This is a genomic window from Streptomyces zaomyceticus, assembly GCF_014656215.1.
Lineage (GTDB): Bacteria > Actinomycetota > Actinomycetes > Streptomycetales > Streptomycetaceae > Streptomyces > Streptomyces zaomyceticus.
Genome location: NZ_BNBZ01000006.1, coordinates 92,819 through 119,065 on the forward strand (window position 1 = coordinate 92,819; position 26,247 = coordinate 119,065).

Consider the following 26,247-nt stretch of genomic DNA (forward strand, 5'->3'; position numbering starts at 1 on the left):
GAACGGATCAGTCCCGGCCGACCGCCTCCGCCACCAGCCTGATCCCGGCCGTCACGGCCGACGGCGACAGATGCGCGTACCCGATGACCAGCCGTACGTCCCCGTCCCCGGGACGCGCCGTGCCGTACTCCTCCAGCGGCCGCAGCGCGACCCCCGCCTCCGCCGCCCGCGCCAGGAACCGTTCAGGCGGCCCGTAACGCCCCGGTACGCGCGCGATGACGTGCAGCCCCGCCGCGATACCGCTCACCCGGGTTCCCGGCAGGTGCTCCGCGAGGGCGGCGAGCAGCACGTCCCGCCGTTCCCGGTAGGCCCGTTGGCAGCGGCGCAGCTGCCGGTCGTACCCGCCCCGCGTCACGAACTCGGCGAGCACGGCCTGGTCGAGCACCGGGTTGCCGAGATCCATGGTCCGCTTCCGTTCGACGACCTCGTCGACCAGGTCCTCGGGGACGAGCATCCAGCCGAGCCGCAGACCGGGCGCCAGGGACTTGCTGACCGATCCCGCGTAGACGACCCGCTCCGGATCGAGGCCCTGGAGCGCGCCCACGGGCGCCCGGTCGTACCGGAAGTCGCCGTCGTAGTCGTCCTCCAGGACGTAGCCGTCCACCGCCCGCGCCCAGCCGAGGAGCGCGGCACGCCGCTCCGCCGACCAGCTGATCCCGGACGGGAACTGGTGCGAGGGCGTCACCACCACGGCCCGGACCCCGGAGGCGGCGAGCGGCTCCGGCATCAGCCCCTCCTCGTCGAGGGGGAGCCACACCGTGCCCAGACCGGTCGAGGCGAAGAGCCGCCCGTGCTCCGGGCTGCCGGGGTCCTCGATGCCGACCGCGTCGAGCCCCCGCGCCCGCAGGACGAAACCGAGGAGTGTCGAGGCCTGTGCCACTCCGGAGCAGACCACGAGCCGCTCGGGGTCCGCCACCACGCCCCGCCGTCGGGTCAGCATCCCGGCCAGCGCCTCCCGCAGCTCGGGCAGCCCGCGCGGATCCGGGTAGCCGAGCGCGGGGTGGGTCAGCCGGGCGAGGACGGCGCGTTGTGCCCCGGACCAGGCGGCCCTGGGGAAGAGCGACAGATCAGGGGTTCCGGGGTGGAAGTCCACACGGACCTCCGACCTCCCCGCGCCCCGCCCGGCCGCGCCGCGCGGGCGTGCACCCGCACCTGCGCCCGGCCCGGACCCGGCCCGCGCGCGTGCTCCTGCCGCGGGACCGTGGGCGTCCCCACGCGCGCGTGCCCCCGCGACGGGGCCGCGGGCATCCCCACGCGCGTGTGTCGCCCTCGCGGCGTCACCCACCCAGGTGCCCGCGCCCCGGTCGCTGCGCAGGTACCCCTCGGCGGTGAGCTGCTCGTACGCCTCCGTCACCAGACCCCGGGACACGCCCAGGTCGGCCGCGAGCGCGCGCGTCGACGGCAGCCGCGTCCCTGCCGTGAGCCGCCCCGAGCGCACCGCCTCGCGCAGCGCCTCCTGGAGGGCCCGGCCGCGCCGCCGCGCCGGGGCCCCGGCGGCGGGAAGGAGGAGCTCCCAGGCCGCCTGTCCGTGGCCGCTCATTCGATGGAGACCCCCGCCCCTCGTCCGCCCCTCGTCCGGATCCGCCACCGGTCCGGTCGGAGACCATCATGCTCCTCCGTCACGGGTGCACTTCCACCGCCAGATGGGCGGACAGGGCGCGCAGGAAGTCGGGCGCGTCGAAGATCTCCCCGGCCGAGGCGACACCGGTCGTCCTGGTCAGGCCGGAGAGGATCCGCCGGACCGCCTCCACCGCGAGCGGTGCGGTGACGGCGTAGATGTCCTGCCCCCGGGCGACGGCCCGGCGTTCGGCGTCGCCGGAGCGCACGACGACGTCCACGAGGAAGGTCTGCGCGGAGCGGCCGTGCTCGTCGACGGCGGCCGGTGCCGACGCGTCCGGTGCGGACAGGTCCTGGGCCGCGTCGACCGCCATGTAGGTGCGGACCTCGGGCACCTTCAGATGGCTCGGGACGGTGACGACGTCGGCCATCGTGAACTCGCCGATGACGGGCCGGGTGCCCATCGGGGCGGGGAACGGCCAGTCCAGGACCGCGAACGCGTCGTCGTGGTACTCCAGCCGGCCGCCGGTGAAGCGGACGTGCCGGCCGTTCCGCCGCTCGCGGGAGACCCTGCCCGCGGCGAGGGTCCCGGCGGTGGGGTGCCAGCTGCTCAGCCCGTACGCGATGTGCGCCTCGTCCGCCGCCGTCCAGTCGCCCATGGCCGCGGTGGCCAGCAGGTCGCCGAGGCCGCCGTAGAAGGCCATCGCGGGGACGACGACCGCGCCCGCGGCCCGGGCGCGGTCCGAGAACCGGGCGAAGGTGTCGACGTTGGCCTCGATCTCGGCGGCCACGTCCACGTACGGGATGCCGGCGCGCAGTGCCGCCTCGATGACGGGGGCGCCGGTGGTGGCGAAGGGGCCGGCGCAGTTGATCACGGCCGCCGCACCGGACAGCGCGCGGTCCAGCGAGGCGGGGTCGTCGACCGAGGCGGGCCGGACGTCGAGACCGGGAACGGACGCCGCGAGGGCCCGCAGCTTCTCCGCGTCGCGGCCGGAGGCCACCGGGAAGAATCCGCGGGCGAGCAGCTCGGCCACCACGAACCGCCCGGTGTGTCCGTAGGCGCCGAACACCGCGACAGTGAGACCCGATTCCATGACTTCTCCCCTGCTCTCGAACCGTCCGTCGATCCGTTGCGGCAATCCTGGCCCCCGCGCGTGACCCACACGAGTGTCCGGAACGACATCATGCGTACAATTACGGACGTGAGCACTGTCGCGCTGGCCGTCACCGAGGGAATGCGGCACTTCGAACTGTCCGTGGCGGCCGAGGTCTTCGGCCCCGCCCCGGACGGTGTGGGCGAACCCTGGTACGACCTGGCCCTCTGCGGACCGGACGCCGTGCGGATCGGCCGGTTCCGGGTGGAACCCGACGGCGGCTTCGACCGGCTGGCGCGCGCCGACACGGTGATCGTTCCCGCCCTCGCCGATGCCGACCGGGACCCGCCCGCCGACCTGGTCGACGCCGTGCGCGCGGCTCACGGGGCGGGTGCCCGCGTGGCCTCGCTCTGCACCGGCGCGTTCGTGCTGGCCGCCGCCGGCCTCCTCGACGGCAGGCGCGCGACCACCCACTGGGCCCACACCGAGGAACTGGCGGCCCGTCACCCCCTGGTGGAGGTCGACCCGGACGTGCTCTACGTGGACGACGGCCGGGTGTTCACCTCCGCCGGCAAGGCCGCCGCGATGGACCTGTGCCTCCACCTCGTCCGCCTCGACCACGGCTCGGCGGTCGCCAACACGATCGCCCGCAGCCTGGTCGTGCCGCCGCACCGTGCGGGTGGCCAGGCCCAGTTCGTCACCACCCCGGTGCCCGAGCGGGACGACCATCCGCTCGGCGAGCTGCTCCCCTGGGTGATGGAGCGCCTCGACCAGCCGCTGACCGTGGAGGACCTGGCGCGCCGGGCCCGGATGAGTTCGCGCCATCTCGGCCGCCACTTCCGGTCGGTGACCGGTACGACCCCGCTGCAGTGGCTGCTGATCCAGCGGATCCGCCACGCCCAGGAGTTGCTGGAGGCCACCGACGAGAGCGTCGAGGCCATCGCGACGGCCACCGGCATGGGCACCGCCACGACCCTGCGCCGGCACTTCAACCGCACCGTGGGCGTCCCCCCGGACACGTACCGCCGCACCTTCCGCGCCCGGACCCACCCCCTCCCGGGCTCCCCGAAGTGGTCCCCGATGGCGTGAGGGAAGTGGACCTCAACGCGGGCCGCGCCGTTTTCTAGCGTCGGAGGCATGAACGCGAACGCCCTGCGCGGGGTCCTCCTCGTGACCCTCGCCTACGCCCTCGTCGGCGCCTCCTTCACCGCGAACAGCCTGCTCGGCGCCTACCCGTACGCGGGCGGCCAGGCCCTGCGGTACGGAGCCGCCTGCCTGCTCCTCCTCCCGCTGCTCGGCCGGGGCGGGCTCGCCCCGCTGCGGACCCTGACCGCCCGTCACTGGCTGCGGCTCGCCGCCCTCGCGGGCGTCGGCATGGTCGGCTTCAATCTGGCGGTCCTCGCCGCCGAGCGGACCGCCGAGCCCGCCGTGCCCGGCGTCCTGGTCGGCTGCGCCCCGGTCGTCGTCGCCGTCCTGGTCCCGCTGACCGAGGGCCGCAGGCCCGCCCCCGCCGTGCTGTACGGGGCGCTGCTCGTCGCCGCGGGCGCCTTCACCGTGCAGGGCTGGGGGCGTACGGACCTGGCCGGGATCGGCTGGTCGGTGGCGGCGCTCGCGGGCGAGGTCGGGTTCACCGTGCTGGCCGTCCCGGTCCTGCGGCTGCTCGGGCCGAAGCTCCTCACCGCCACCGTCTGCGGGGTCGGCGCGGTCGAGGCGGCGCTCGTGGGCCTGGTGGTGGACGGTGCCGGTCTCGTCCGTGTGCCGACGCCGACGGAAGCCGGCGCCCTGGTCTGGCAGGCGGCCCTGGCCACCGTGGTCGGATTCGTCCTCTTCTACATGGGCGTCCAACGCGTGGGAATGGAGCGGGCCACCCTCTTCACCGGCGCGATCCCGGTCGCGGCCGCGCTGAGCGCCGCCCTCGTCGCGGGCACCGGCTTCGGCCTTCCGCAGGCGGCCGGCAGCCTGCTCGTGGGGGCCGGTGCCGCCGTGGGCACCGGCCTGTTCGCGCGACGGACCCGGGAGGCTTCAGCGGCTGCCGTCGAGGATGACGCGGGCGACGAGAGCCGGGTCGTCGCTCATGGGCACATGACCGCAGCCGGGCAGCCGGACCAGCCGGGCGCCGGGGATGGTGTGCTTGGCGCGAACGCCCTGGCGGGGCAGGAGCAGCCGGTCGCGGGTGCCCCAGGCCACGGTGACGGGCACCGAGGGAACGTCGTCGCGGAAGCGCACGCTCCCGCCGGCGGCCAGGGTCTGCCGGAAGCCGGTGGCTCCGCGCAGGGCGAGCGTCTCGGCGTGGACCGCCTCGGGTGAACGGCGCCCCGGGCGGGCGTAGATGCTGCTCGTGAGCGTGGCCCGTCCGACGGACGTACGGGAGAGCCGGTCGATGACCGGCACGGGCATCGACCGGGCCGCGCCCCGCATCGCCCGCAGCGTGAGGAAGGCGTACCGGCGCTCGCCCTCGGTCCAGAAGCCGGCGGGGGAGAGGGCGGTGACCGAGCGCACCTGCTTCTCCCGGCCGAGTTCCAGGGCGAGCAGTCCGCCGAGCGAGTTCCCCGCCACGTGCGGGCGCTCGATGCCGACGGCCGCGCAGAAGGCGCCGAGCACCCGCCCGACACCGGACAGGTCGTACGGGCAGCCGTCGGGCAGCTCGTCGGAGGCGCCGAAGCCGGGCAGGTCGACCGCGACGACGTCGCGCTCGGTGGCCAGGATGTCCAGGACGGGCTCCCAGGCCTGCCAGTGGTGGCCGATGCCGTGGAGGAGCAACAGGGGTTCGCCCGAGCCCCGGCGCTCGTAGGTGAGGGACGCCGTGCGAGGACCCGCCGGGGTGTCGATCGTGAACGCGATCCGTTCGGGCATGCGGACTCCCTGTCCTGAGGCTTTCTTAGACGTCCCGTCAGTGACAATTACCGATGAGTAGCCTGGAGTTCAAGCCCCTGTCCGAAACTGGACAGCACGGCGAAGGTGGGCTGGGATGGGCAGGTGCCCACCGATACTCCGACCGACACCCTGACCGATCTCTTCGAGGAGCACCGTCCGATGCTCCTCGGCGTCGCCTACCGGATGCTCGGCCGCGCCGCCGACGCCGAGGACGTCGTCCAAGAGGCCTGGCTGCGCTGGACCGCCGAGGACCGGGCCGAGGTGCGCGAGCCCCGCGCCTTCCTCGTCCGGATCACGACCAGGCTCGCCATCGACCGGCTCCGGCAGGCGCAGACGCGCCGCGAGTCCTACGTCGGCCCGTGGCTGCCCGAACCCGTCGTCACCGACTTCGGCCCGTCCGTGCCCGACACCGCCGAGCGCGCCCTGCTCGCCGACTCCGTCTCGCTCGCCGTCCTCGTCGTCCTCGAATCCCTCTCGCCGCTGGAGCGGGCCGTCTTCGTGCTGCGCGAGGCCTTCGGCTTCCCCTTCGCGGAGATCGCCACCACCCTCGACCGCTCCGAGGCGGCCGTGCGCCAGCTCGCCGGGCGTGCCCGGCGGCATGTCGACGAGGGCAAGCCGCGCTACGACGTCGACCCTGTCGAGCGTCGCGACCTGACGGAACGCTTCCTCTCCGCCGCCGCGGGCGGCGACCTCGGCGACCTCCTCGCCCTGCTCGCCCCGGACGTGCGTCTCGTCGGCGACAGCGGGGGCAAGTCCAAGGCGCCGCTGCGGATCATCGACAGCGCCGACAAGGTCGGCCGCTTCGTGGTCGCCACCGCGGAGGGGGCGCACGAGCGCTTCGAGTTCCGCCTCGTCGAGCTCAACGGCGCCCCGGCGCTCCTCGCCCTCGCCGACGGGAAGCCGGACTCCGTCTTCCAGATCGAGGTGCGCGACGGGCGCGTCCAGTGCGTCTACATCATCCGCAACCCCGACAAGCTCCACGGCCTGGAGGAGGCCGCCGCGCTCTGAGGGCCCACCGCCCGACCCGGCCGTCATGATCACGCCGATCGGCCGGAAGTCACCCCGTCTCCCACCCCGGGAGGCGGGGTTTCTTGCTGCGCGGGGCTCACAGGGGCGCGAACGTCCTGTGAACGATCCGGGTCAGAGGGTCATATTCGGGGGCGTTCGACGGAGGATTGGTCTTGACCAAGGGATTGGCTCGCCTTATGGTCGCAGTGTTAGTGCAGGAACCTTTAATAAACAAGGGCGCGGAAAAACGCCGCGGGACACGGCGAATTGCGGAGGATCAGGGTGGGGACCACGCAGCTGGCATCGGTACCGGAGCCGAAGTACCAGCACCTCAAGACAGTGATCGGCGAAGCGCTCGACTCGGACTTCGCGGTCGGGGAGATCCTCCCCAACGAGCGCGAGCTCGCGGCACGCTTCGGCGTCGCCCGGGCCACGCTCCGGCAGGCCCTGGAGCAGCTGGAGCTGGAAGGCCGCCTGCAGCGCCGTCGCGGCGTCGGCACCACGGTCGCCCCGCCGCGCGTCGGCGTCGACGTCTCCACCACCCAGCACTCCTGGCCGGGTGTCGGCGACGAGGCCTGGCAGTCCCAGGACTCCGCCTCCGACGTGGCCCCGGCCGCCGTCGCGCGCCTCCTGGAGGCCGGCTCCGGCGAGCGGGTGCACATCGTCCGCCGCCTCCGCGTCAGCCAGGGCCAGCCCGTCGCCGCCGAGCTGCTGTACGTGCCCGCCGGCTCCGTCCCGGGTCTCAGCGCCATCGACACGCCCGCCGGACCGGCACGTGCCCGTGCGGTGCTGCGCGAGCTCCAGCACCTCGCCCTGGACGGCCAGGACCGCTCCGTGGAGCTCGGTTCGGCCCGCGCCGACGACGCCAAGGAGCTCGACCGGCTGCCGGGCGCGCCCGTGCTCGTCGTGACGACCCGCTACCTCTCGGGAGGGCGTACCGCCGCCGTCTCGGTGGCCACCTACCGTGCCGACACCTGCCGCCTCACCTTCGGCGACTCAGTCGACCTGGTCATGGCCTCGTAGCGCCCCTCCCACGAACACCGAGTTCCGAGCACCGAACACCGGTCGACGGCCCGTCGCGAGGATCTTCCTAGCGGCGGGCCGTCACCGTGCCGTCGACCGCGAAGAGCTGCTCCTCGACATGGTCGAGGGCGAGCCGCAGCGCACCCGTTCCCACGGCGGCCTCGCCGAGCAGCGACAGCACCACCCGCGGCGGCCGCAGGCAGAACCGCGCGAGCTCCTCCCGGAGCGGCTGGAGCACGCCGTCCAGACCGGCCGCCCAGCCACCGACGACCACCAGTTCGGGGTCGATCGCGAGGACCAGCGCCGCCACGTCGTGCACGAGCCGCTGGATGAACCGGTCCACCGCCGCCTCCGCGCGCGCGTCGCCCTTCCGGGCCAGCGCAAAGACCTCGGCGACCGCCTGCTCGTCCAGCGGGTGCAGCGGCTCGTCCGTGGTCGACAGCAGATGCTCGGGGGTGACGTCCCGGCCCAGCAGGTGCAGCGCGCCGATCTCCCCGGCCGCGCCGCCGAAGCCGCGGTGCAGCCGGCCGCCGATCAGTGAACCGGCCCCCGGGCTCAGCCCGGCCAGCACGAAGACGATGTCGTCGGAGTCGGTCGCGGCACCCTTCCAGTGCTCGGCGACGGCTGCCGCGTTGGCGTCGTTCTCCACGATCACCGGGCACTTGAAGGAGCGCCGCAGCCGCTCGCCGAGCGCGAGGCCCGTCCAGCCCGGCAGGGCCGTACCGAGACGGACGGTGCCGTCGGCCTCCACGATGCCGGGCGTGCCGACGCCGACGGCCCGCAGGTTCGAGCGGGCGACCCCGGCCCGGCGCAGCACGTCGGCGACGACCGTACGGACCCGGTCGAGGCGCTCGTCCTCGGGTGCCGTCTCCGACACCTCGCGCGAGCCGGCGCCGATGATCCGCCCGTCCAGACCGGAGAGCAGCGCGGCCACGCGGTGCGGGCCGATCTCGATGCCGAGCAGATGGCCGGCCTCCGCGCGGAAGCGGAACCTCCGGGCGGGACGTCCCTGGCGGCGGGCCTCACCCTCCTCGGGCGCCGCCTCGACGACGAGGCCGCCCTCCATGAGTCCCTCGACGACCCCTTCGACGGTGGGCCGTGAGAGACCCGTGATCCGGGTCAGGTCCGTGAGCGTGGGCGCGTCGGCGCCACGCAGCGCATGGAGTACCACCGCGGAGTTGATCCGCCGCAGCAGAGACGGATCCCCGCCGGTCAGCCGCCCCACAGTGTGTCCTCCCAGCTCGTGCACCTCTTCGGCGGATGGTACTCAATGGGCCCGGTCGCGGCGAGTGCCGCCCCCGGTACGCACCGGATCCGCCCCCGTCCCGGGGCCCCGGCAGCCGGTGCGCCGCTTCTGACGCGGCGCCAACTGTCAGTGCCGGGGGCTTTACTGGCCTCATGACCACGGCGGGCCATTGGGCGGCGATCGAATTACTTCGGACCCGGGGGTTCGACGGCGGACCGGACTTCCACCTGGCGGAGCTCGCGACGAGCGAGGACTTCTGGGAGGACGACGGCACGCGCCGCGTGCTCGTCGAGGACCAGTACGAAGCGGAACGGGACGGCCTCGGCGTCCTCCTCACCGCGCGCTGGGGCACCCCTCGGGAGCTCGACCTCGGGCCCGTCCTGGAACGGAGCATGGAGGGCGAGTCGATACCCGAGCCCTGGTCCACACTCAGCTGTCACACACCGAACCTGCGCCTGTGGCGGGCCGATGGGGCCTGGATCGGCCTGGGCGTCTCCCAGTGGGACAAGGAGCTGCCGTTCCAGCTCCTCGCCGTGCTCACCACGGTCGACCCGCCGATATGACGCCGGGGCTCATGCGTACGGGGCGGTCGCCCCGCCGACGTCACGACCCGCCGGCGTGACGGCCGGGCTGCCGCCGGTCCCGACCGCGAACCACTCCCGCTCAGGCCTCGGGCGCCCCGGCGGCCTCCCGCAGCCGGGCGTACTCCTCGGCCATCGTCGCCGCCGTCCAGTGCGCGTTGAGGCCGCTCGGGTTGGGCAGCGCCCACACCCGGGTGGATCCGATCAGGCGCTCCTGCGGCCCGATGGCGGCCTTCGGCTCGCCGAAGGCCGTGCGGTACGCGGTGACTCCGACGACCGCGAGCCAGCGCGGCGCCAGCCGCTCCACCTTCGCGACGAGGATCCGGCCGCCCTCCCGGTACTCCTCGGCGGTCAGCTCGTCGGCCCGCGCGGTCGCCCGCGCCACCACGTTGGTGATCCCGAGACCGTACGACAGGAGCTCGTCCTGTTCGTCCGGCCGCAGCTGCCTCGGGGTGAACCCGGACAGATGGAGCACCGGCCAGAACCGGTTGCCGGGGCGGGCGAAGTGGTGGCCCGTCGCCGCCGTCATGAGACCCGGGTTGATCCCGCAGAACAGCACGGAAAGGCCGCCCGCGGCCACGTCGGGAACGACGCGGTCGCGGGCGGCCTCCAACTGCTCCTTGGTGAACCGGGGGGTCCCGGTCAGAGGATCGCGCCGGGGGCGTAGGCGGCGGCCTCGGGGTGCTGCTTGAGGATCTCCTCGATACGGGAGACCACGGACGCGACCTGGTCGGCGGCGGCGCCGGTGAAGGACAGCTTGTCCGCCATCAGCTCGTCGAGCTGCGCCCGGTCCAGGGGGATGCGCTCGTCGGCGGCCAGCTTGTCGAGCAGCTCGTTCTGCACGGTGCCCTGCTCGCGCATGGCGAGGGCGGAGGCGACGGCGTTCTCCTTGATCGCCTCGTGGGCGACCTCGCGGCCCACCCCGGCGCGGACGGCGCCCATGAGGACCTTGGTGGTCGCCAGGAAGGGCAGGTAGCGGTCGAGCTCGCGGGCGACGACGGCCGGGAAGGCGCCGAACTCGTCGAGCACGGTGAGGAAGGTCTCCAGGAGACCGTCCAGCGCGAAGAAGGCGTCGGGCAGCGCGACCCGGCGGACCACGGAGCAGGAGACGTCGCCCTCGTTCCACTGGTCGCCGGCCAGCTCGCCGGTCATCGAGGCGTAACCGCGCAGGATGACCATCAGGCCGTTGACGCGCTCGCAGGAGCGGGTGTTCATCTTGTGCGGCATCGCCGAGGAGCCGACCTGGCCGGGCTTGAAGCCCTCGGTGACCAGCTCGTGGCCCGCCATCAGGCGGATCGTCTTGGCGATCGACGACGGGGCGGCGGCCAGCTGCACGAGCGAGGTGACCACGTCGTAGTCGAGCGAGCGGGGGTAGACCTGGCCGACGGAGGTGAAGGCGTGCGCGAAGCCGAGGTGACCGGCGATCCGCTGCTCCAGGTCGGCCAGCTTGCCGGCGTCGCCGCCGAGCAGGTCCAGCATGTCCTGGGCGGTGCCCACCGGGCCCTTGATGCCGCGCAGCGGGTAGCGGCCGAGCAGCTCCTCCAGGCGGGCGTACGCCACGAGCAGCTCGTCCGCGGCGGTCGCGAAGCGCTTGCCGAGGGTGGTGGCCTGGGCGGCGACGTTGTGCGAGCGGCCCGCCATGACCAGCTCCGCGTACTCGGCGGAGAGCTTGCCGAGGCGGCCGAGGACGGCGACCGTACGGTCCCGCATCAGCTCGAGGGAGAGCCGGATCTGCAGCTGCTCGACGTTCTCGGTGAGGTCGCGCGAGGTCATGCCCTTGTGGACGTGCTCGTGGCCGGCGAGGGCGTTGAACTCCTCGATCCGGGCCTTCACGTCGTGCCGGGTGACCTTCTCGCGCTCGGCGATGGAGCCGAGGTCGACCTGGTCGAGCACGCGCTCGTAGTCGGCGAGGGCCGCGTCCGGAACCTCGATCCCGAGGTCCTTCTGCGCACGCAGCACGGCGAGCCAGAGCTGACGCTCCAGCTTGACCTTCTGCTCGGGGGACCAGAGGACGGCGAGCTCCGCGGAGGCGTAGCGGCCGGCCAGGACGTTGGGGATACGGGGCTTCGCAGTCACAGCAGTCACGTGGACAGATTCTACTGGCGGTTTGTGCAGGCCAGCGCCACGATCCCATGTGGAGGTTGCTACGAGACGCAGCTCACGCGAGGGGGAGCCGCCGCTGCCCGTACGGCTTCGGCTCCTCCTCCGTATCCCTCTACGGCCCCGTCGACGGCTCGTACGGCAGCAGCTCCGGGCGCTTGGGGGCGCGGCCGTCTCCGGAGGAGCGGCCGGTCAGCCGCCGGCCGATCCACGGGCCGAGGTGCTCCCTGGCGAAGCGGGCGTCGGCCAGGCGGCGGCTCGTCCAGCCGGGCGGCGCGGACGGGGGGATCGGCGTCCGCCAGTCCTCCTCGGGGGCCAGGCCGAGCGTCTGCCACACGGCCTCGGCGACCCGCCGGTGGCCTTCGCCGGTCAGATGGAGCCGGTCCACGTCCCAGAGCCGGGGATCGGCGAGCGAGGGGGCGCCGTACAGGTCGACGACCAGGGCCCCGTGCCGGGCGGCGAGTTCGTCGACGTGTGCGAAGAGCTCCTCCATCCGGGGGCGGAAGCGCTGCAGCACCGGGCCGTTCCGGCCGGGGCTGCGCATCAGGACGAGCTGCCCGCAGGAGGGCGAGAGCTTCTCGACGGCCTCGGTGAGCAGTCCGCGCACCCGCCCCATGTCGACCTTGGGCCGCAGGGTGTCGTTGAGCCCGCCGACGAGGGTCACGACGTCCGCCTTCATCGCGGCGGCCGTCTCGACCTGCTCGTCGACGATCTGGCCGATGAGCTTGCCGCGCACGGCGAGGTTGGCGTATCGGAAGTCGGGGGTGCGGGCGGCCAGCCGGTCGGCGAGGATGTCGGCCCAGCCCCGGTAGGAACCGTCGGGCTTCCGGTCCGACATGCCCTCGGTGAAGCTGTCGCCGAGGGCGACGAAACTGTTGTATGAGGCATTGATCTCCATGACGGAGCGATCATACCGCGCGGTATGCGGACGTTCCCCGCCGTGGGCCCCGCCACCCGCTCCCGGCGCCGTTCGCTGGACACGGGAAGGCTCGCGGGCAAGGCTGAGAGGCGTCCCACCCGGGCTCGGCCGAGAGTCCGAAGGAAACCCGGACGGCGATGTCGAGAACCCGTGACCGGCTCCGTCCCCGCAGTGAACGCGACCACGAGAGGCCGCACCGGCGAGGAGAGACACCATGGCCAAGTACCTGTTGCTCAAGCACTACCGAGGCGCCCCGGCCGCCGTCAACGACGTACCGATGGAGAAGTGGACGCCGGAGGAGATCTCGGCCCACGTGCGGTACATGAGGGACTTCGCCACCCGGCTCGAAGGGACCGGCGAGTTCGTCGACGGACAGGCGCTCGCCCCCGGCGGCACGTTCGTCCGGTACGACGGCGAGGGCCGCCCGCCGGTCACCGACGGCCCGTTCGCCGAGACCAAGGACCTCATCGCCGGCTGGATGGTGATCGACGTCGACAGCTACGAGCGCGCCCTCGAACTGGCCGGGGAGCTGTCGGCCGCCCCGGGGGCGGGCGGGGAACCGATCCACGAGTGGCTGGAGCTCCGCCCCTTCCTGACCGAGCCGCCCACCGTCACGGAGTGACCGCCCCCATGGACGAGGCACTGCTGCGGGGGCTCATCCCCCGAGTGATCACGATCCTCGTCCGCCGCGGAGCCGACTTCGCGGCGGCCGAGGACGCCGTGCAGGACGCTCTCGTCCAGGCCGTCCGCGTCTGGCCGGACGACCCCCCGCGGGACGCCAAGGGCTGGCTGGTCACCGTGGCCTGGCACCGGTTCCTCGACGCGACCCGGGCGGACGCCGCCCGGCGCCGCCGGGAGGACCTCGTCGACGAGGAACCGGCCCCCGGGCCCACCCCCGGGGTGGACGACACCCTCCAGCTCTACTTCCTGTGCGCCCATCCGTCGCTGACCCCGGCGTCCGCGGTCGCGCTCACCCTGCGAGCCGTCGGGGGCCTCACCACGCGCCAGATCGCCGAGGCCTACCTGGTGCCGGAGGCGACCATGGCGCAGCGCATCAGCCGGGCCAAGCGCACCCTCTCCGACGGTGGGGTGGCACCCGGCCGAGCGCGCCCGGGACCGGGAGGAGGGCTCGACCGGCCCGGCGATGTCGCCACGGTGCTGCGCGTCCTCTACCTGGTCTTCAACGAGGGCTACTCCGGCGACGTCGACCTCGCGGCCGAGGCCGTCCGGCTCACCCGGCAGCTCGCGGCCCGCATCGATCACCCCGAGGTGGCGGGGCTGCTCGCCCTCATGCTGCTCCACCACGCCCGGCGAGCCGCCCGGACCGCGCCCGACGGCAGTCTGGTGCCGCTCGCCGAGCAGGACCGCGGCCGGTGGGACACCGCGTCGATCGCCGAGGGGGTGGAGATCCTCCAGGCGGCCCTCGCCCGCGACCGGCTGGGCGAGTTCCAGGCCCAGGCCGCCGTCGCGGCACTCCACGCCGACGCGCCCACCGCCGAGGAGACCGACTGGGTGCAGATCGTGGAGTGGTACGACGAGCTCACGCGCCTGACCGACAACCCGGTCGTGCGGCTCAACCGCGCGGTCGCCGTCGGGGAGGCCGACGGACCGCGCGCCGGACTGGCGGCGCTCGCGGTGCTGGACCCCTCGCTGCCCCGTCACACCGCGGTGGCCGCGTACCTCCACGAGCGCGACGGCGACCCGGAGACGGCGGCGCGGCTGTACGCCGAGGCCGCCCACCTGGCGTCCAACCTCGCCGAGCGCGACCATCTGACCCGCCAGGCCGCCCGGCTCAACGCCCGCCGGATCCGCTGACGGACGCGCCCGGATCCTCCGCGTACGCGAGAGGGCCCCGGGAAACTCCCGGGGCCCTCCCTGCCGGGTCTCACCCGGACGCCGCGACGTCCGGCATCACCCGGGCGCCGACATCGGCCGTCACCCGGTCGCTACGGCGCCGCGGGGCGGCCCACCAGCTCGCGCAGGACGTCCTCCATCGTCACGAGTCCGGCCGGCTTGTCGTCCTCGTCGAGCACCGCCGCCAGATGGGTCCGGCTGCGGCGCATCGCCGTGAGGACGTCGTCCATCGGCGTGGCCGCCCGGACCCGGGCGATCGGCCGCAGCGCGGACACCGGGAACGGCAGATCCCGCGGGGACACGTCCAGGGCGTCCTTCACATGCAGATAGCCCAGGATCCGGCGATCCTCGTCGACCACGGGGAAACGGGAGAAGCTCGTCCGCGCCGCCAGCGCCTCCAGCTCCGCCGGAGTGGTGCCGACCTGCGCGTACACGACCTTGTCCGCCGGCATGACGACATCCCTCACGGGACGACGGCCCAGCTCCAGGGCGTCGTGCAGCCGCTCCGCGGCCCGGTCGTCCAGGAGCCCGGCGTCGCCCGCGTCGGTGACCATCCGGGCCAGCTCGTCGTCCGAGAACGTCGCGGCGACCTCGTCCTTGACCTCCACCCGCAACAGCTTGAGCAGGGTGTTGGCGAAGGCGTTGATCGTGAAGATCACCGGCCGCAGGGCCCGCGCGAAGGTCACCAGCGGCGGGCCGAGCAGCAGCGCGGTACGCGTCGGCTCGGCGAGCGCGATGTTCTTCGGCACCATCTCGCCGAGGAGCATGTGCAGATACGTGGCCAGGGACAGCGCGATCACGAACGAGATCGGGTGGACCAGACCGTGCGGCACTCCGATCGCGTCGAAGACCGGCTCGAGCAGGTGCGCGATGGCCGGCTCGGCGACGATGCCGAGCACCAGGGTGCAGAGCGTGATGCCGAGCTGCGCGGCGGCGAGCAGGGCGGAGACGTGCTCCAGGCCCCAGATGACGCTGCGCGCCCGGCGGTTCCCGGACTCGGCGAGCGGCTCGATCTGGCTGCGCCGGACCGAGATCAGGGCGAACTCGGCGCCGACGAAGAAGGCGTTGACGATCAGGGTCAGAAAGCCGATCAGCAACTGGATGACGATCATCGGCCGGTCTCCCCGGAATTGTCCTCGGTCTCGTGGGCGACGGGGGCGTGCATCAGCATGCGCGCGGCGCGCCGGCCCGAGGCGTCCACGACGTCGAGCCGCCAGCCGGCCAGCTCCACGCTGTCGCCGACGGCCGGGATACGGCCCAGCTCGTGGGCGACGACGCCCGCGAGCGTCTCGTACGGCCCGTCCGGCACCCGGAGGCCGATCGCCTCCACCTGGTCGGTACGGGCGGCGCCGTCGGCGGACCAGAGCTCACGCCCGGCCGTGTCCTCGCCCGCGCGCGCCAGGTCCGGCGTCTCGTGCGGGTCGTGCTCGTCGCGTACCTCGCCGACGACCTCCTCGACGATGTCCTCCAGGGTGGCGACCCCGGCCGTGCCGCCGTACTCGTCGATGACGACGGCCATCGTCTGCTTCCCGGACAGCCGGTCGAGGAGCCGGTCCACGGTCAGCGTCTCGGGGACGAGCAGGGGCTCGCGCAGCAGCTCGCCGATCCGGCGGTGCGGCCGCTCCTCGGCCGGTATGGCCAGGACGTCCTTGATGTGCGCGATGCCGACGACCGAGTCGAGGTTGCCCCGGTACACGGGGAAGCGGGACAGGCCGGTCGCCCGGGTCGCGTTGGCGACGTCCTCGGCGGTGGCCTGCACCTCGAGCGCGGTGACCTGCACGCGGGGCGTCATCACGTTCTCCGCGGTGAGCTCCGCCAGGTTGAGGGTGCGGACGAACAGTTCGGCCGTGTCCGCCTCGAGGGCCCCCTCCTTCGCGGAGTGGCGGGCGAGTGCCACCAGCTCCTGCGGGGAGCGCGCGGAGGCGAGTTCCTCGGTCGGCTCCATGCCCAGACGGCGCAGGATCCGGTTCGCGGTGTTGTTGAGGTGGCTGATCAGCGGCTTGAAGGCGGCCGTGAACACCCGCTGCGGGGTGGCGACGACCTTGGCGACCGCGAGGGGCGAGGAGATCGCCCAGTTCTTGGGGACCAGCTCGCCGACGACCATCAGGACGACGGTCGACAGGGCGGTGCCCAGGACCAGCGCCACCGAGGAGGCGACCGAGGCGGAGAGACCGAGGTCCTCGAGGGGCCCCCGGATCAGCTTGGAGATCGACGGCTCCGAGAGCATGCCGACCACCAGGTTGGTGACGGTGATGCCCAGCTGGGCGCCGGAGAGCTGGAACGTCAGCGACCTGACGGCCTTGAGTGCTCCCGCCGCACCGCGCTCGCCGCGCTCCGCGGCGGCTTCGAGGTCGCTGCGCTCGACCGTGGTCAGCGAGAACTCGGCCGCGACGAACGCGCCGCACGCGACGGAGAGGAGGAGCGCCAGGAGGAGCAGAAGCACTTCGGTCATCGGTTCACCTCCGTCCCATGATCAGTCAGGGAGGAAGGGAACGCGCGATGTCGTTCTTCGAAGCCGGTGCTGCGGGAACCAGTGCTACTGGGAGGCTCGCCCATGGGCGGACGCTCACACCTTTCGGTCGTCGGGTCGTCTGGATGAGACACCATGGTAAAGGGTCGGCAAAAGAGGATGGTGACGGCCTCCCCGCCCTCGGAGGAAGGGGAAGCCGAGGACGCCGAGGGAAGCGCGGGGAAGCCGAGGACGCCGAGGGAGGCATGGGGAAGCCGGGGGACGACCCTCACCTCCGGGCCCGGGGCGGTTCAGCCCGTGAGCGGCTTCACCCACCGGCGCCAGCGCTCCTCGCGCACGAACCCGGCGGCCGACCAGAGCCGCCGCCCGGTCTCGTTCGCCTCCAGGACCATGGCGTCCACCCGCCGCCCGCCGAGCGCGGCGAACCGCTCCTCGGCCGCCCGCAGCAACGCCGTGGAGATGCCCCGGCGACGGTGCGAGGGCAGCACGGCGAGCCGGTAGAGGGAGGCGCGCCAGCCGTCCCAGCCCGCGATCACGGACCCCACGATCAGACCGTCGGCCAGGGCCAGGAGGAGCGCCTCGGGGTCGCGGTCGATGAGCCGTCTCACCCCGTGAACGTCGTCCGAGACGGATGTCCCGTGGGCGGACTCCTTCCAGAAGGCCAGGACCGCCTCGGCCTCGTCGGGGGTGGCGGCACGTATCCGCAGATCGATCATGGCCCGATCCCATCACGCGGAGTCGAGCCGCTGCCATGCAGTTCCGGGTGCCGGGACGGGGCCGGTCCCGCCCCGGCGCGAAGGGCCGGGGCGGTGTCCGGGGCGGTGTCCGGAGCGATGTTCGGAGCGGCCCGGTCGAGGGGCCCGGCTACCGCCGGGCCACACCGAGGACACACGGCGAGGAGGGCAGCCGGGGCCCCTTCTCCGGCACGGAGAAGGAGCGATAGGAGTCAAGGGAGAAGCCGGCCGCCTCGATCGCCGCGAGCGGGGCCCGCGCGGTGTGGCAGCCGCCGAAGAGCAACGGCCAGACCGTCCGGTCCAGACCCCGCTGCACGCGCGCGAGGCCGGGTGTCTCCGCCAGCCCGTGCTCGAAGAACCGCAGCTCACCGCCGGGGCGCACCACCCGGTACAGCTCCGCGAGGGCCTGCGGCACGTTCCGTACCGTACAGAGGACGAGCGAGGCCACGGCCGCGTCGAAGGAGGCGTCCTCCAGGGGCAGTGCCTCCGCCGTGTCCGGGAGGACGGTCACCGGGACCGGCGCCCGGGGCGCGGCCTCCTGGGCCAGCCGGCGCAGCCGGGCCTCGGGCTCGACGGCCACCACCTCGGAGACCCCGTCGGGGTAGTGCGCGAAGTTCAGCCCGTTCCCCGCCCCGATCTCGATCACCCGGCCGGTCAGACCGTCGAGCAGCTCGGCGCGCAGTGCGCCGAGTCCGCCCCTGGTCTCTGCGGAGACGCTGAACCGGCTGTAGAAGCGGGCGAACAGCGGATGGTGGACTCGGGGTGACGGGGTTTCCGGCCGGACCCGGCGGGACGCTGTCATCGGAGCCACCTCAGCCCGTCACGAAGCAGAACTCGTTGCCCTCCGGGTCCTTCATGACCTGGAAGGAGCCCTGTTCGTCCGTCACGATGCCGCCGACCCTGGCCGCGCCGGAACGCAGCGCCTCCTCGGCGGCCCGGTCGGGCTGCTCCACCTCCAGGTCGAGATGGACCCGGTTCTTCACCGTCTTGCCCTCCGGCACCCGCTGGAAGGCGAGCCGCGCGAACCCCGGCGGGTCGACGTACGACCAGTCCGCGCTCCGGTCGACCGGAGAACCGCCGAGGAGGCCGGCCCAGAAGCGGACGAGTGCGGCCGGATCGGCACAGTCGAAGACGATCTCCTGAACATGAGCGCGCATGCCTCCAGCCTACGGAGTCCGCGCCCCGCGGGCCCCCTTCGCGGAGCGGCCCGTCGCGCTCAGGCGGGGAACCGCTCCCGGAAGGCCTCCGCGTCCCACGTACCGCCCAGGGCCGGGCCCAGCCAGCCGCCCGCCGCCGCCCGGAACTCCGTCGGGCCGAGCGCGCCCGATCCCTCCGGCACGGCCCCGAGGAGCGGCGCGTCCGCCGACTCCGGCAGGTCCGCCAGATTGCAGCGCATCGCCAGATCCGGTGCGTCCGGCCAGCTGCCGATCACCACACCCAGCTGTTCGATCCCGCGTGCCCGCAGTGCCTCCGCCGTCAGGGCCGTCGAGTTGAGCGTGCCCAGACCGGCCGGGACGACCACGAGGACCGGGGCGCCGAGCAGCGCCGCCGCGTCCGCGAGCGTGCCGCCCTCCTCGTCGAAGCGGACGAGCAGCCCGCCCGCCCCCTCCACGAGCACCAGGTCGTACTCGGCGGCCAGCTTCCGGGCCGCCTCGGCGACCTGCCCGGGCCCGACCGGGGCGAGACCGGCCCGCAGGGCCGCCGTACCCGGCGCCAGCGGCTCCGGGAAGCGGCCCAGTTCGGCGGAGCCCGCGGCTCCCGAGAGCCGGACGACCTCGTCGGCGTCGCCGCGCTCGTCCGGTCCGACGCCCGTCTGCGCGGGCTTCAGGACGGCGACCGACCGGCCGGCCGCCGTGGCCACGGCGGCCACCGCCGCGGTCACCACCGTCTTGCCGATCTCCGTGCCCGTACCGCTGACGACGAGGATTCCCACTGTTCCAGTCCTTCCGTTCAGCCCGCTGCCGCCGCCGCGCCCACCGCGGCGCAGATCCGGGCCAGGTCCGCGTCACCCGTCACGTACGGCGGCATCGTGTAGATCAGGTCGCGGAACGGGCGCAGCCACACGCCCTCCCGGACCGCCGCGCGCGTCGCCGCCGCCATGTCGACCGGGTGGTCGAGCTGTACGACGCCGATCGCGCCGGACACCCGTACCTCGCGGACGCCCGGGAGCCCGGCGACGGGGGCGAGCCCCTCCCGCAGTCCCGTCTCGATCCGCTTGACCTCGACCTGCCAGTCCTGGGAGAGGAGCAGGTCGATCGAGGCGAGGGCCACCGCGGAGGCCAGCGGGTTCCCCATGAAGGTCGGCCCGTGCGCCAGGACCGGGACCTCGCCCTGAGAGATCCCGTCGGCGACCCGGCTCGTGCAGAGCGTCGCCGCCATCGACAGATAGCCGCCCGTCAGCGCCTTGCCCACGCACATCACATCGGGGGAGACCCCCACCTGGTCGGCGGCGAACAGCGTGCCCGTGCGCCCGAACCCGGTGGCGATCTCGTCGAAGACCAGCAGCACGTCGTGCGCGTCGCAGGCCTCGCGCAGCACCCGCAGGTACTCCGGGTCGTGGAAGCGCATCCCGCCCGCGCCCTGCACCACCGGCTCCACGATCACGGCGGCCAGCTCGTGCGCGTGGCTCCCGATCTCGGTCCGCAGCAGGTCGGCGTACGACTCCTCGTACGCGGCCGGCGGGGCGTCCACGAACACCTGCCGCTGGAGCACCCCGGTCCACAGCTCGTGCATCCCGCCCTGCGGGTCGCACACGGACATGGGCTGCCAGGTGTCCCCGTGGTAGCCGCCGCGCCAGGTGAGCATCCGCTGCTTCTCGGGACGGCCGAGCGAGCGCCAGTACTGCAGACACATCTTGACCGCGACCTCGACGGACACGGAGCCCGAGTCGCTGAGGAAGACGTGCCGCAGCGGCTCGGGGGTGATCTCGACGAGCCGGGCGGCGAGCCTGACGGCCGGCTCGTGGGTGAGTCCGCCGAACATGACGTGGCTCATCCGGTCCAGCTGGCCGCGCACCGCCTCGTTGAGCACGGGGTGGTTGTAGCCGTGGATCGCCGACCACCAGGAGGACATGCCGTCGATCAACTCGTCCCGCCCCTCGGCGGGTTCGGCGAGGCGAAGGCGCACGCCGGACGCGGACTCGACGACCAGCGGGTCCGTACGGCCCGGCATGGGGCCGTACGGATGCCAGACGTGGGCCCGGTCGAGAGCGATGAGCTCGTCGTTCCCCACGGCCGTCACGCGTTCGGGGCGAGGTCCGTACCGGCACCTCGGCGGCGCACCGCGACCAGGTCCGTCCGGGCCTGGTTCGCCGCGGCCTCGGCGGACTCCGCCGGCTCGGGAACCGGGGCGTGGCCGCCGCACGGCCCGCAGCCGCCGCCCGCCTCGGTGTGCGAACCGCAGCCCGCGCCCTCGGCCGAGGCGTCCGAGCCGCAGCCCGCCGACGCCTGCGAGCCGCAGCCGCCGCCCGCCGCGGCGAGCGCGTCCGCACGGTGCTTCGGCAGCGTGGTCGTGCCCGCGCCCTCCACCTCGAAGCCCGCGTCCGCGATCATGTCCAGGTCGGCCTGACCGGCCTGGCCCTCGCTCGTCAGGTAGTCGCCGAGGAAGATCGAGTTCGCGATGTTCAGCGCGAGGGGCTGCATCGAGCGCAGGTGCACCTCGCGGCCGCCCGCGATCCGGACCTCGACGTCGGGGCAGACGAACCGCACCATGGCCAGGATCCGCAGGCAGCGCTGCGGGGTGAGGTTCCACTCCTTGGCGAGCGGCGTCCCCTCGAAGGGGATGAGGAAGTTGACGGGCACCGAGTCGGAGTCCAGCTCGCGCAGCGCGTAGACGACGTCGACGAGGTCCTCGTCGGTCTCGCCCATGCCCGCGATCAGGCCCGAGCAGGCCGAGAGACCGGCGGCGTGCGCCTTCTGCACGGTGTCCACCCGGTCGGCGTACGTGTGGGTCTTGGTGATCCCCTCGTACGTCGCCTCGGAGGTGTTCAGGTTGTGGTTGTACGCGTCGGCGCCGGCGTCCTTCAGCCGCTCCGCCTGGCCGTCCGAGAGCAGTCCCAGACAGGCGCACACCTCGACGCCCTCGTTCTGCTCCTTGATGGCCTCGATGGTCCTGCCGACCCGCTCGACGTCCCGGTCCGTCGGGCCGCGGCCGCTCGCGACCAGACAGACCCGCTTCGCCCCGCCCGCGACACCGGCCGCGGCGGCCTGGGAGGCCTCGTCCGGCTTCAGCCAGGTGTACTTGAGGATCTCGGCCTTGGAGCCGAGGCGCTGCGAGCAGTACGAGCAGTCCTCGGGGCACAGCCCCGACTTCAGGTTCACCAGGTAGTTGAGCTTCACCCGGCGCCCGAACCACTGACGGCGCACCTTGCCGGCCGCCGCCACCACATCGAGCAGTTCGTCGTCGGAGGTCGCCAGGACGGCGAGCGCTTCTTCACGGGTCGGCAGCTCGCGCCGCAGCCCCTTCTCCACCAGCGTGTTCAGCAGGTCCATAACCGCTGATCCTTGCCTACCGCCCGCCCCGGGGCCAAGGAGGATCCGAACAAACGCCGCCGATAGAGGTGTGTGGATGACCACATCCCGACCTCGGCACGCTCCGGTTAGGGTCTGTGCGCTGCCTACAAAAGGATCGCCGCATGCCACAGGCCGACGAGGCACGGGCCGCGGGCCCGCGCCGGACCGCGTTCGACTGGACCGACACCGAGGCACGCCGCCGGGCGGAGGCCGGTCTGGTCCGTACGCTGCGGCCCCGGGCGGCCGAGTCGGAGCTGCTCGACCTGGCGAGCAACGACTACCTCGGACTCACCCGCCGACCGGAGGTCACCGAGGCGGCGGCCGAGGCGGCGAGGCGCTGGGGCGCCGGTTCCACCGGCTCACGGCTCGTCACCGGCACCACCCGGCTGCACACCCGCCTGGAGCGCGAACTCGCCGACTTCTGCGGTTTCGAAGCGGCCCTCGTCTTCTCCTCCGGCTACACCGCCAACCTGGCGGCGCTCACCGCGCTCGGCGGCCGGGACGCCCTCGTCGTCTCGGACGCCTCCAACCACGCGTCGATCGTGGACGGCTGCCGCCTCGCGCGCGCCGAGACGGCCGTCGTCCCGCACACCGACCCCGAGGCCGTACGGAAGACCCTCGACGCGCACCCCGGGCGGCGCGCGCTGGTCGTCAGCGACTCCGTGTTCTCCGTCGACGGGGACAAGGCCCCGCTGCCGGAGCTCGCCGAGGCCTGCCGCGCCCACGGCGCCGGGCTCGTCGTGGACGACGCCCACGGCCTCGGCGTCCTCGGCGAAGGGGGCCGGGGCGCCCTCCACGAGGCCGGGCTCGCCGGCGACGAGGACGTCGTCGCCACCCTGACCCTCTCGAAGTCCCTCGGCAGCCAGGGCGGTGCCGTCCTCGGCCCGGCCCGGGTCGTGGAGCACCTGGTGAACGCGGCCCGCACCTTCATCTTCGACACCGGGCTCGCCCCCGCGGCGGCGGGCGGCGCGCTCGCGAGCCTGCGTCTGATGGTGGCGGAACCGGGCCTCGCCGAGCGGGCCCGTACCGTCGCCACCACCCTGCACCGGCTGCTCACGGACGCGGGTCTCACGGCGGCGCGGCCCGACGCGGCCGTCGTCTCGGTGCGCGCACCCTCCCCCGAGGCGGCGCTGCGGTGGGCGGCGGACTGCCGTGAGCAGGGTCTGGCGGTGGGCTGCTTCCGGCCTCCGTCCGTACCCGACGGCATCTCGCGGCTGCGACTCACGGCCCGCGCCGATCTGACGGACGCGCAGATCGAGCGGGCGGTGGAGACGATTCTGCGTACCGCGCCCGCCGCCCGGCAGGGTTGACGAGCGGCCCAAGAGCGTTTCCGGGCAGCAGAGTTCACCGCTTCGGGCGACAGATGGGGACATATCTTGGTGGAACGCCGCACGGCGCGGCACGATCGGTGGCACTCTGACGCGAAGCGCAATCCGGGGCAGTGGCCCCGGCGGGAAAGGGACAGCGTCGCCATGGCAGATCACCAGGAAGCAACCCTCACGCTGCCGAGCGAACCCGCCTCGGTCCCCACGGCCCGGAGGTACGTCGCGGAGGTCCTCACCGGCTGGGGTCTCGACGACGCCGCGGACTTCGCCGACGCGATCCGTCTGATCGTCTCCGAGCTGGCCACCAACGCCGTTCTGCACACGCTCGGCCAGTCGCCCACGTTCACGGTCGACGTACGGCTGGAACGCGAGGAGCGGCTGCACATCGGTGTGACCGACAGTCATCCGCGCCGTCCGCGCCGCCTCCCGGCGGCGGTCCAGCAGGACAACGGTCGCGGCATGGTCATCATCCGCGTCCTCGCGGCGGAGGCCGGTGGCCGGCTCTCGGTCACCCCGACCGCGGACGGCGGCAAGACGGTCTGGATCACCCTGCCGTGGAGCGTGGCTCACGTCGCGAGCCTCTGACGGGCCCGGAGGCGCGGGGCCGGGCGGGGTCCCAGGGGTACGGCGGCGCCACCGCACCCCTCACGAACGAACCGCTACCGCCGCCTGATCAGCGGACGCGGCCGTAGTAGACCTTCGACGACCAGATCTTGTCGAGCTTCACCCAGGAACCCGTCTTGGGCGAATGCCAGATCTTGCCGCTGCCGGCGTAGATGCCCACGTGGTAGACCCTTCCACCGGAGTGGAAGAAGACCAGATCCCCCTTCTGTCTGGTCGAGGCCGAGATGTGCCGGGTCTTGTTGTACTGCTGCTGCGCGGTGCGGGGCAGCGACTTGCCCGCCTTCTTGTACGCGTAGAGCGTCAGCCCGGAGCAGTCGAACCTGGAGGGTCCGGTGCTTCCGTACCGGTACGGGGCTCCCTTCTTGGACGCGGCGACGCTCAGTGCCTTGTTCGCGTGCGTGGTGGCTGCCTGGGCCTCCGATGCCGCACCTGGTGCGAACAGCGTGCCGCCGACGGCGGCGAGGGTGAGAGCCGAGACGGCTCCGGCCCGGGACAGCAGGGACGGGACATGCATCTGCGCGGTCATGCGCAACCCTTCGTCAGCCGCCTGCGAAGGATGACCTGTCGGGTTCGGGCTGGCGAAGATGCCCGGCCGCTGACGCGGCTTCACCCCAAGGGACTGTCCCGCTGTCGAAACAGCGCTTCAGCCCCGTAAAAATCGGGTCCTCCACTCCTGCCGATCCACTCCTGTCGACCAGACGTCCGGGACAGCGGCAGGACTCGGCGTCCGCCCGGACCGCCCCGCCGCGGCGGCGGGGGCTTGTCGTCGACAGGGATCTTGACCCACACCGGGGTCGAAATCCGAGCTGAAACGGCGATATGTGAGGCTCCTCACGACTGATCCATTCGGGTGGACAGGAAGCCTTTGTGATCTTCGAAGGGGTGGCGGACGAGCCCCGCACCAGCAGCGGAACGCCCCATTCCGCCAAATGCGTACACCTGTTGTGCAACTCACCCGGCATAAATGTCGACTCGTCGACTACGCCGTACGGGGGAGCGAATCTGCGGTGTGCGTCGGCCGTCCGGACCTCGACACGACACGCGGGAATGTCAACTCGGCCGGGTGTGGGGGACGGTGACGCGGCCGGTCCTGCGCTCCCCGTCCAACACCCGCAGGGCGCGCGCCAACGTGTCCGCGTGCACCTCGCTCTCGCCCCGCACATGCATGAGCGTCAGGGCTTCGAGGAGCGCCTCGGCGCGCCCCACCAGCGCCTGTGCCGCACGCAGCGCTCCATAGGTATGCGTGCTCCTGGATGGATTGATCTTCCCAAGGAGGTCGACGACTTCGAGGTAGGCGTCGACGAGTTCACCCTCCGCGCGGGTCAGCGCGGGCAGCGGCGGCAACTCGGGAACCACGGCCGGCTCACCGCGCCGCGCCGCCGGAGGTCGCGCCCCGGCTCGTGATGACGTGGTCCACCAGGCCGTACGCGACCGCCGCCGGCGCGTCCAGGACCGTGAGGCGGTCGAGGTCGGCGTCGATCCGCTCCGCGGTCTGCCCCGTGGCCTCGGTGAGCATCCCCGCCAGCAGGGCGCGGAGCCGGAGCATCTCCCGGGCCTGGAGGTCGAGGTCGCTGAGCTGACCCCGTGTCGGCTCGTCGGCGGCGGGCTGCTGGAGCGTGATCCGGGAGCCGGGGAGGGCCATCCGCTTGCCGGGGGTGCCGGCGGCGAGCAGGACGGCGGCGGTCGACGCGGCCTGGCCCAGGCAGGCGGTCTCCACGTCGCAGTGCAGCGAGCGGATCGTGTCGTAGATCGCGGTCATGGCGGTGAGGGAGCCGCCGGGGGAGTTGATGTAGAGCGAGACGTCCTGGTCCGGTGCCGCGTGGTCCAGGTGGAGGAGCTGGGCGACCACGTCGTTGGCCGAGGTCTCGTCGATCGGCGTCCCGAGGAAGACGATCCGGGATTCGAGGAGCTTCGAGTAGGGGTCGAGGGTCCGGGTTCCGTAGCTGGTGCGCTCCGTGAACGAGGGCAGGACGTAACGAGCATCCATGGCGGGTACCTCCATCTGTAAAAAATGTACAGGACGTACAGCCCGTAAGATGGGGAGCATGACCTACGAGATCCCGGTGACGCAAGCGCGGGCTGAGCTCGCGGACCTCATCAACCGCGTCGTCTACGGCGGTGAGCGCGTCGTCGTCACCCGCCACGGGAAGCCGCTCGTCGCCCTGGTCTCCGCCGCTGACCTGGAAGAACTCGAGGCTGCCGAGAAGCCCGCCGACGAGCATGTGATCAGCTCGGTCTCCGGTCTCCACGCGCTCGACTCCGCTACCGGCGAACAGCCCCGCTTCGGCCTGGCCGCCCGCCACCGCGAGCCCGGCATCTCCTAGGTC

The 26,247-nt window shown here is 73.1% G+C and carries 27 protein-coding genes, 1 pseudogene and 1 riboswitch; of the genes and pseudogenes, 10 read left to right on the forward strand and 18 right to left on the reverse strand.

Annotated features, from left to right (window positions below):
• Nucleotides 1–7 precede the first annotated feature (7 nt).
• Both pdxR and IE311_RS10670 read right to left on the reverse strand, forming a co-directional pair.
• Nucleotides 8–1,540, reverse strand: coding sequence for a MocR-like pyridoxine biosynthesis transcription factor PdxR (gene pdxR, locus IE311_RS10665; protein ID WP_189831376.1), 1,533 nt, complete (start codon nucleotides 1,538–1,540; stop codon nucleotides 8–10).
• A 79-nt stretch (nucleotides 1,541–1,619) separates the two neighbouring features.
• Nucleotides 1,620–2,651, reverse strand: coding sequence for a saccharopine dehydrogenase family protein (locus IE311_RS10670; protein WP_189831377.1), 1,032 nt, complete (start codon nucleotides 2,649–2,651; stop codon nucleotides 1,620–1,622).
• A 108-nt stretch (nucleotides 2,652–2,759) separates the two neighbouring features.
• Between IE311_RS10670 and IE311_RS10675 the strand changes: the two genes are divergently transcribed.
• Both IE311_RS10675 and IE311_RS10680 read left to right on the forward strand, forming a co-directional pair.
• Nucleotides 2,760–3,740 (forward strand): helix-turn-helix domain-containing protein, encoded by a 981-nt coding sequence (locus IE311_RS10675; RefSeq protein ID WP_229901846.1) that lies wholly within the window; start codon nucleotides 2,760–2,762, stop codon nucleotides 3,738–3,740.
• Between the two features lie 285 nt (nucleotides 3,741–4,025).
• Nucleotides 4,026–4,625 (forward strand): annotated as a pseudogene (locus IE311_RS10680) (EamA family transporter); the annotation flags it as partial.
• 48 nt (nucleotides 4,626–4,673) lie between these two features.
• On the opposite strand, the gene IE311_RS10685 reads toward IE311_RS10680, so the two are convergent.
• The gene (locus IE311_RS10685; protein WP_189831378.1) at nucleotides 4,674–5,504 is read right to left on the reverse strand and encodes an alpha/beta fold hydrolase; all 831 of its coding nucleotides are present in this window, start codon (nucleotides 5,502–5,504) and stop codon (nucleotides 4,674–4,676) included.
• Nucleotides 5,505–5,627: 123 nt separating this feature from the next.
• On the opposite strand from IE311_RS10685, the gene IE311_RS10690 reads away from it, so the two are divergent.
• Nucleotides 5,628–6,533: an RNA polymerase sigma-70 factor gene (locus IE311_RS10690; RefSeq protein ID WP_268257180.1), complete on the forward strand. Its 906-nt coding sequence runs from the start codon at nucleotides 5,628–5,630 to the stop codon at nucleotides 6,531–6,533.
• A gap of 282 nt (nucleotides 6,534–6,815) precedes the next feature.
• Nucleotides 6,816–7,556, forward strand: a complete 741-nt coding sequence (locus IE311_RS10695) for a GntR family transcriptional regulator (RefSeq protein ID WP_189831379.1) — start codon at nucleotides 6,816–6,818, stop codon at nucleotides 7,554–7,556.
• A 67-nt stretch (nucleotides 7,557–7,623) separates the two neighbouring features.
• On the opposite strand, the gene IE311_RS10700 is transcribed toward IE311_RS10695, so the two are convergent.
• Complete coding sequence (locus IE311_RS10700) at nucleotides 7,624–8,781, reverse strand: ROK family transcriptional regulator (protein ID WP_189831380.1); 1,158 nt, start codon at nucleotides 8,779–8,781, stop codon at nucleotides 7,624–7,626.
• A gap of 173 nt (nucleotides 8,782–8,954) precedes the next feature.
• On the opposite strand from IE311_RS10700, the gene IE311_RS10705 reads away from it, so the two are divergent.
• Nucleotides 8,955–9,365 carry a hypothetical protein gene (locus tag IE311_RS10705; protein WP_189831381.1) on the forward strand — a complete coding sequence of 137 codons (411 nt, stop codon included), beginning with the start codon at nucleotides 8,955–8,957 and terminating at the stop codon, nucleotides 9,363–9,365.
• A 100-nt stretch (nucleotides 9,366–9,465) separates the two neighbouring features.
• Here the strand turns inward: IE311_RS10705 and mug are convergent, their stop codons facing one another.
• The 3 genes from mug to IE311_RS10720 form a co-directional block, all read right to left on the reverse strand.
• On the reverse strand, nucleotides 9,466–9,963 hold the full coding sequence (gene mug, locus IE311_RS10710) for a G/U mismatch-specific DNA glycosylase (RefSeq protein ID WP_189831565.1): 498 nt from the start codon (nucleotides 9,961–9,963) through the stop codon (nucleotides 9,466–9,468).
• 62 nt (nucleotides 9,964–10,025) lie between these two features.
• Nucleotides 10,026–11,468, reverse strand: a complete 1,443-nt coding sequence (gene purB / locus IE311_RS10715) for an adenylosuccinate lyase (RefSeq protein WP_187623649.1) — start codon at nucleotides 11,466–11,468, stop codon at nucleotides 10,026–10,028.
• Between the two features lie 130 nt (nucleotides 11,469–11,598).
• Entirely contained in the window at nucleotides 11,599–12,381 is a 783-nt protein-coding gene (locus IE311_RS10720; protein ID WP_189831382.1) for an SGNH/GDSL hydrolase family protein, read from the reverse strand.
• 235 nt (nucleotides 12,382–12,616) lie between these two features.
• On the opposite strand from IE311_RS10720, the gene IE311_RS10725 reads away from it, so the two are divergent.
• Together IE311_RS10725 and IE311_RS10730 are read left to right on the forward strand one after the other, a co-directional pair.
• Nucleotides 12,617–13,024 carry a YciI family protein gene (locus IE311_RS10725; protein ID WP_189831383.1) on the forward strand — a complete coding sequence of 136 codons (408 nt, stop codon included), beginning with the start codon at nucleotides 12,617–12,619 and terminating at the stop codon, nucleotides 13,022–13,024.
• Nucleotides 13,025–13,032: 8 nt separating this feature from the next.
• Nucleotides 13,033–14,217 carry an RNA polymerase sigma factor gene (locus tag IE311_RS10730; RefSeq protein WP_189831566.1) on the forward strand — a complete coding sequence of 395 codons (1,185 nt, stop codon included), beginning with the start codon at nucleotides 13,033–13,035 and terminating at the stop codon, nucleotides 14,215–14,217.
• Nucleotides 14,218–14,348: 131 nt separating this feature from the next.
• Here the strand turns inward: IE311_RS10730 and IE311_RS10735 are convergent, their stop codons facing one another.
• The 8 genes from IE311_RS10735 to bioB all read right to left on the reverse strand — a co-directional run bounded on the left by IE311_RS10735 (nucleotide 14,349) and on the right by bioB (nucleotide 21,950).
• Nucleotides 14,349–15,368 (reverse strand): hemolysin family protein, encoded by a 1,020-nt coding sequence (locus IE311_RS10735; RefSeq protein WP_189831384.1) that lies wholly within the window; start codon nucleotides 15,366–15,368, stop codon nucleotides 14,349–14,351.
• Nucleotides 15,365–16,708 carry a hemolysin family protein gene (locus IE311_RS10740; protein ID WP_189831385.1) on the reverse strand — a complete coding sequence of 448 codons (1,344 nt, stop codon included), beginning with the start codon at nucleotides 16,706–16,708 and terminating at the stop codon, nucleotides 15,365–15,367. The genes IE311_RS10735 and IE311_RS10740 overlap by 4 nt, the downstream gene beginning before the upstream one ends.
• A 308-nt stretch (nucleotides 16,709–17,016) precedes the next feature.
• The gene (locus IE311_RS10745) at nucleotides 17,017–17,442 is read right to left on the reverse strand and encodes a GNAT family N-acetyltransferase (RefSeq protein ID WP_189831386.1); all 426 of its coding nucleotides are present in this window, start codon (nucleotides 17,440–17,442) and stop codon (nucleotides 17,017–17,019) included.
• A 148-nt stretch (nucleotides 17,443–17,590) separates the two neighbouring features.
• Nucleotides 17,591–18,262, reverse strand: coding sequence for a class I SAM-dependent methyltransferase (locus IE311_RS10750; protein WP_189831387.1), 672 nt, complete (start codon nucleotides 18,260–18,262; stop codon nucleotides 17,591–17,593).
• A gap of 10 nt (nucleotides 18,263–18,272) precedes the next feature.
• Nucleotides 18,273–18,617 carry a VOC family protein gene (locus IE311_RS10755; protein ID WP_189831388.1) on the reverse strand — a complete coding sequence of 115 codons (345 nt, stop codon included), beginning with the start codon at nucleotides 18,615–18,617 and terminating at the stop codon, nucleotides 18,273–18,275.
• A 59-nt stretch (nucleotides 18,618–18,676) separates the two neighbouring features.
• Entirely contained in the window at nucleotides 18,677–19,393 is a 717-nt protein-coding gene (gene bioD, locus IE311_RS10760; protein ID WP_189831389.1) for a dethiobiotin synthase, read from the reverse strand.
• Between the two features lie 17 nt (nucleotides 19,394–19,410).
• Nucleotides 19,411–20,691: an adenosylmethionine--8-amino-7-oxononanoate transaminase gene (locus tag IE311_RS10765; RefSeq protein ID WP_189831390.1), complete on the reverse strand. Its 1,281-nt coding sequence runs from the start codon at nucleotides 20,689–20,691 to the stop codon at nucleotides 19,411–19,413.
• 5 nt (nucleotides 20,692–20,696) lie between these two features.
• On the reverse strand, nucleotides 20,697–21,950 hold the full coding sequence (gene bioB, locus IE311_RS10770; RefSeq protein WP_189831391.1) for a biotin synthase BioB: 1,254 nt from the start codon (nucleotides 21,948–21,950) through the stop codon (nucleotides 20,697–20,699).
• 143 nt (nucleotides 21,951–22,093) lie between these two features.
• Between bioB and IE311_RS10775 the strand changes: the two genes are divergently transcribed.
• Nucleotides 22,094–23,281 (forward strand): 8-amino-7-oxononanoate synthase, encoded by a 1,188-nt coding sequence (locus IE311_RS10775; protein WP_189831392.1) that lies wholly within the window; start codon nucleotides 22,094–22,096, stop codon nucleotides 23,279–23,281.
• Nucleotides 23,282–23,443: 162 nt separating this feature from the next.
• Nucleotides 23,444–23,881, forward strand: coding sequence for an ATP-binding protein (locus IE311_RS10780; protein ID WP_189831393.1), 438 nt, complete (start codon nucleotides 23,444–23,446; stop codon nucleotides 23,879–23,881).
• Between the two features lie 88 nt (nucleotides 23,882–23,969).
• Here IE311_RS10780 and IE311_RS10785 read toward each other — a convergent pair whose 3' ends face one another.
• From IE311_RS10785 to IE311_RS10795, 3 genes are all read right to left on the reverse strand, one after another.
• Complete coding sequence (locus IE311_RS10785; RefSeq protein ID WP_189831394.1) at nucleotides 23,970–24,446, reverse strand: C40 family peptidase; 477 nt, start codon at nucleotides 24,444–24,446, stop codon at nucleotides 23,970–23,972.
• A 3-nt stretch (nucleotides 24,447–24,449) separates the two neighbouring features.
• Nucleotides 24,450–24,579, reverse strand: a riboswitch (cyclic di-AMP (ydaO/yuaA leader).
• A gap of 391 nt (nucleotides 24,580–24,970) precedes the next feature.
• Complete coding sequence (locus IE311_RS10790; RefSeq protein ID WP_189831395.1) at nucleotides 24,971–25,276, reverse strand: hypothetical protein; 306 nt, start codon at nucleotides 25,274–25,276, stop codon at nucleotides 24,971–24,973.
• A gap of 7 nt (nucleotides 25,277–25,283) precedes the next feature.
• Nucleotides 25,284–25,907: an ATP-dependent Clp protease proteolytic subunit gene (locus IE311_RS10795; RefSeq protein WP_229901847.1), complete on the reverse strand. Its 624-nt coding sequence runs from the start codon at nucleotides 25,905–25,907 to the stop codon at nucleotides 25,284–25,286.
• A gap of 58 nt (nucleotides 25,908–25,965) precedes the next feature.
• Between IE311_RS10795 and IE311_RS10800 the strand changes: the two genes are divergently transcribed.
• Nucleotides 25,966–26,244, forward strand: a complete 279-nt coding sequence (locus IE311_RS10800; RefSeq protein ID WP_189831397.1) for a type II toxin-antitoxin system Phd/YefM family antitoxin — start codon at nucleotides 25,966–25,968, stop codon at nucleotides 26,242–26,244.
• Nucleotides 26,245–26,247 lie beyond the last annotated feature (3 nt).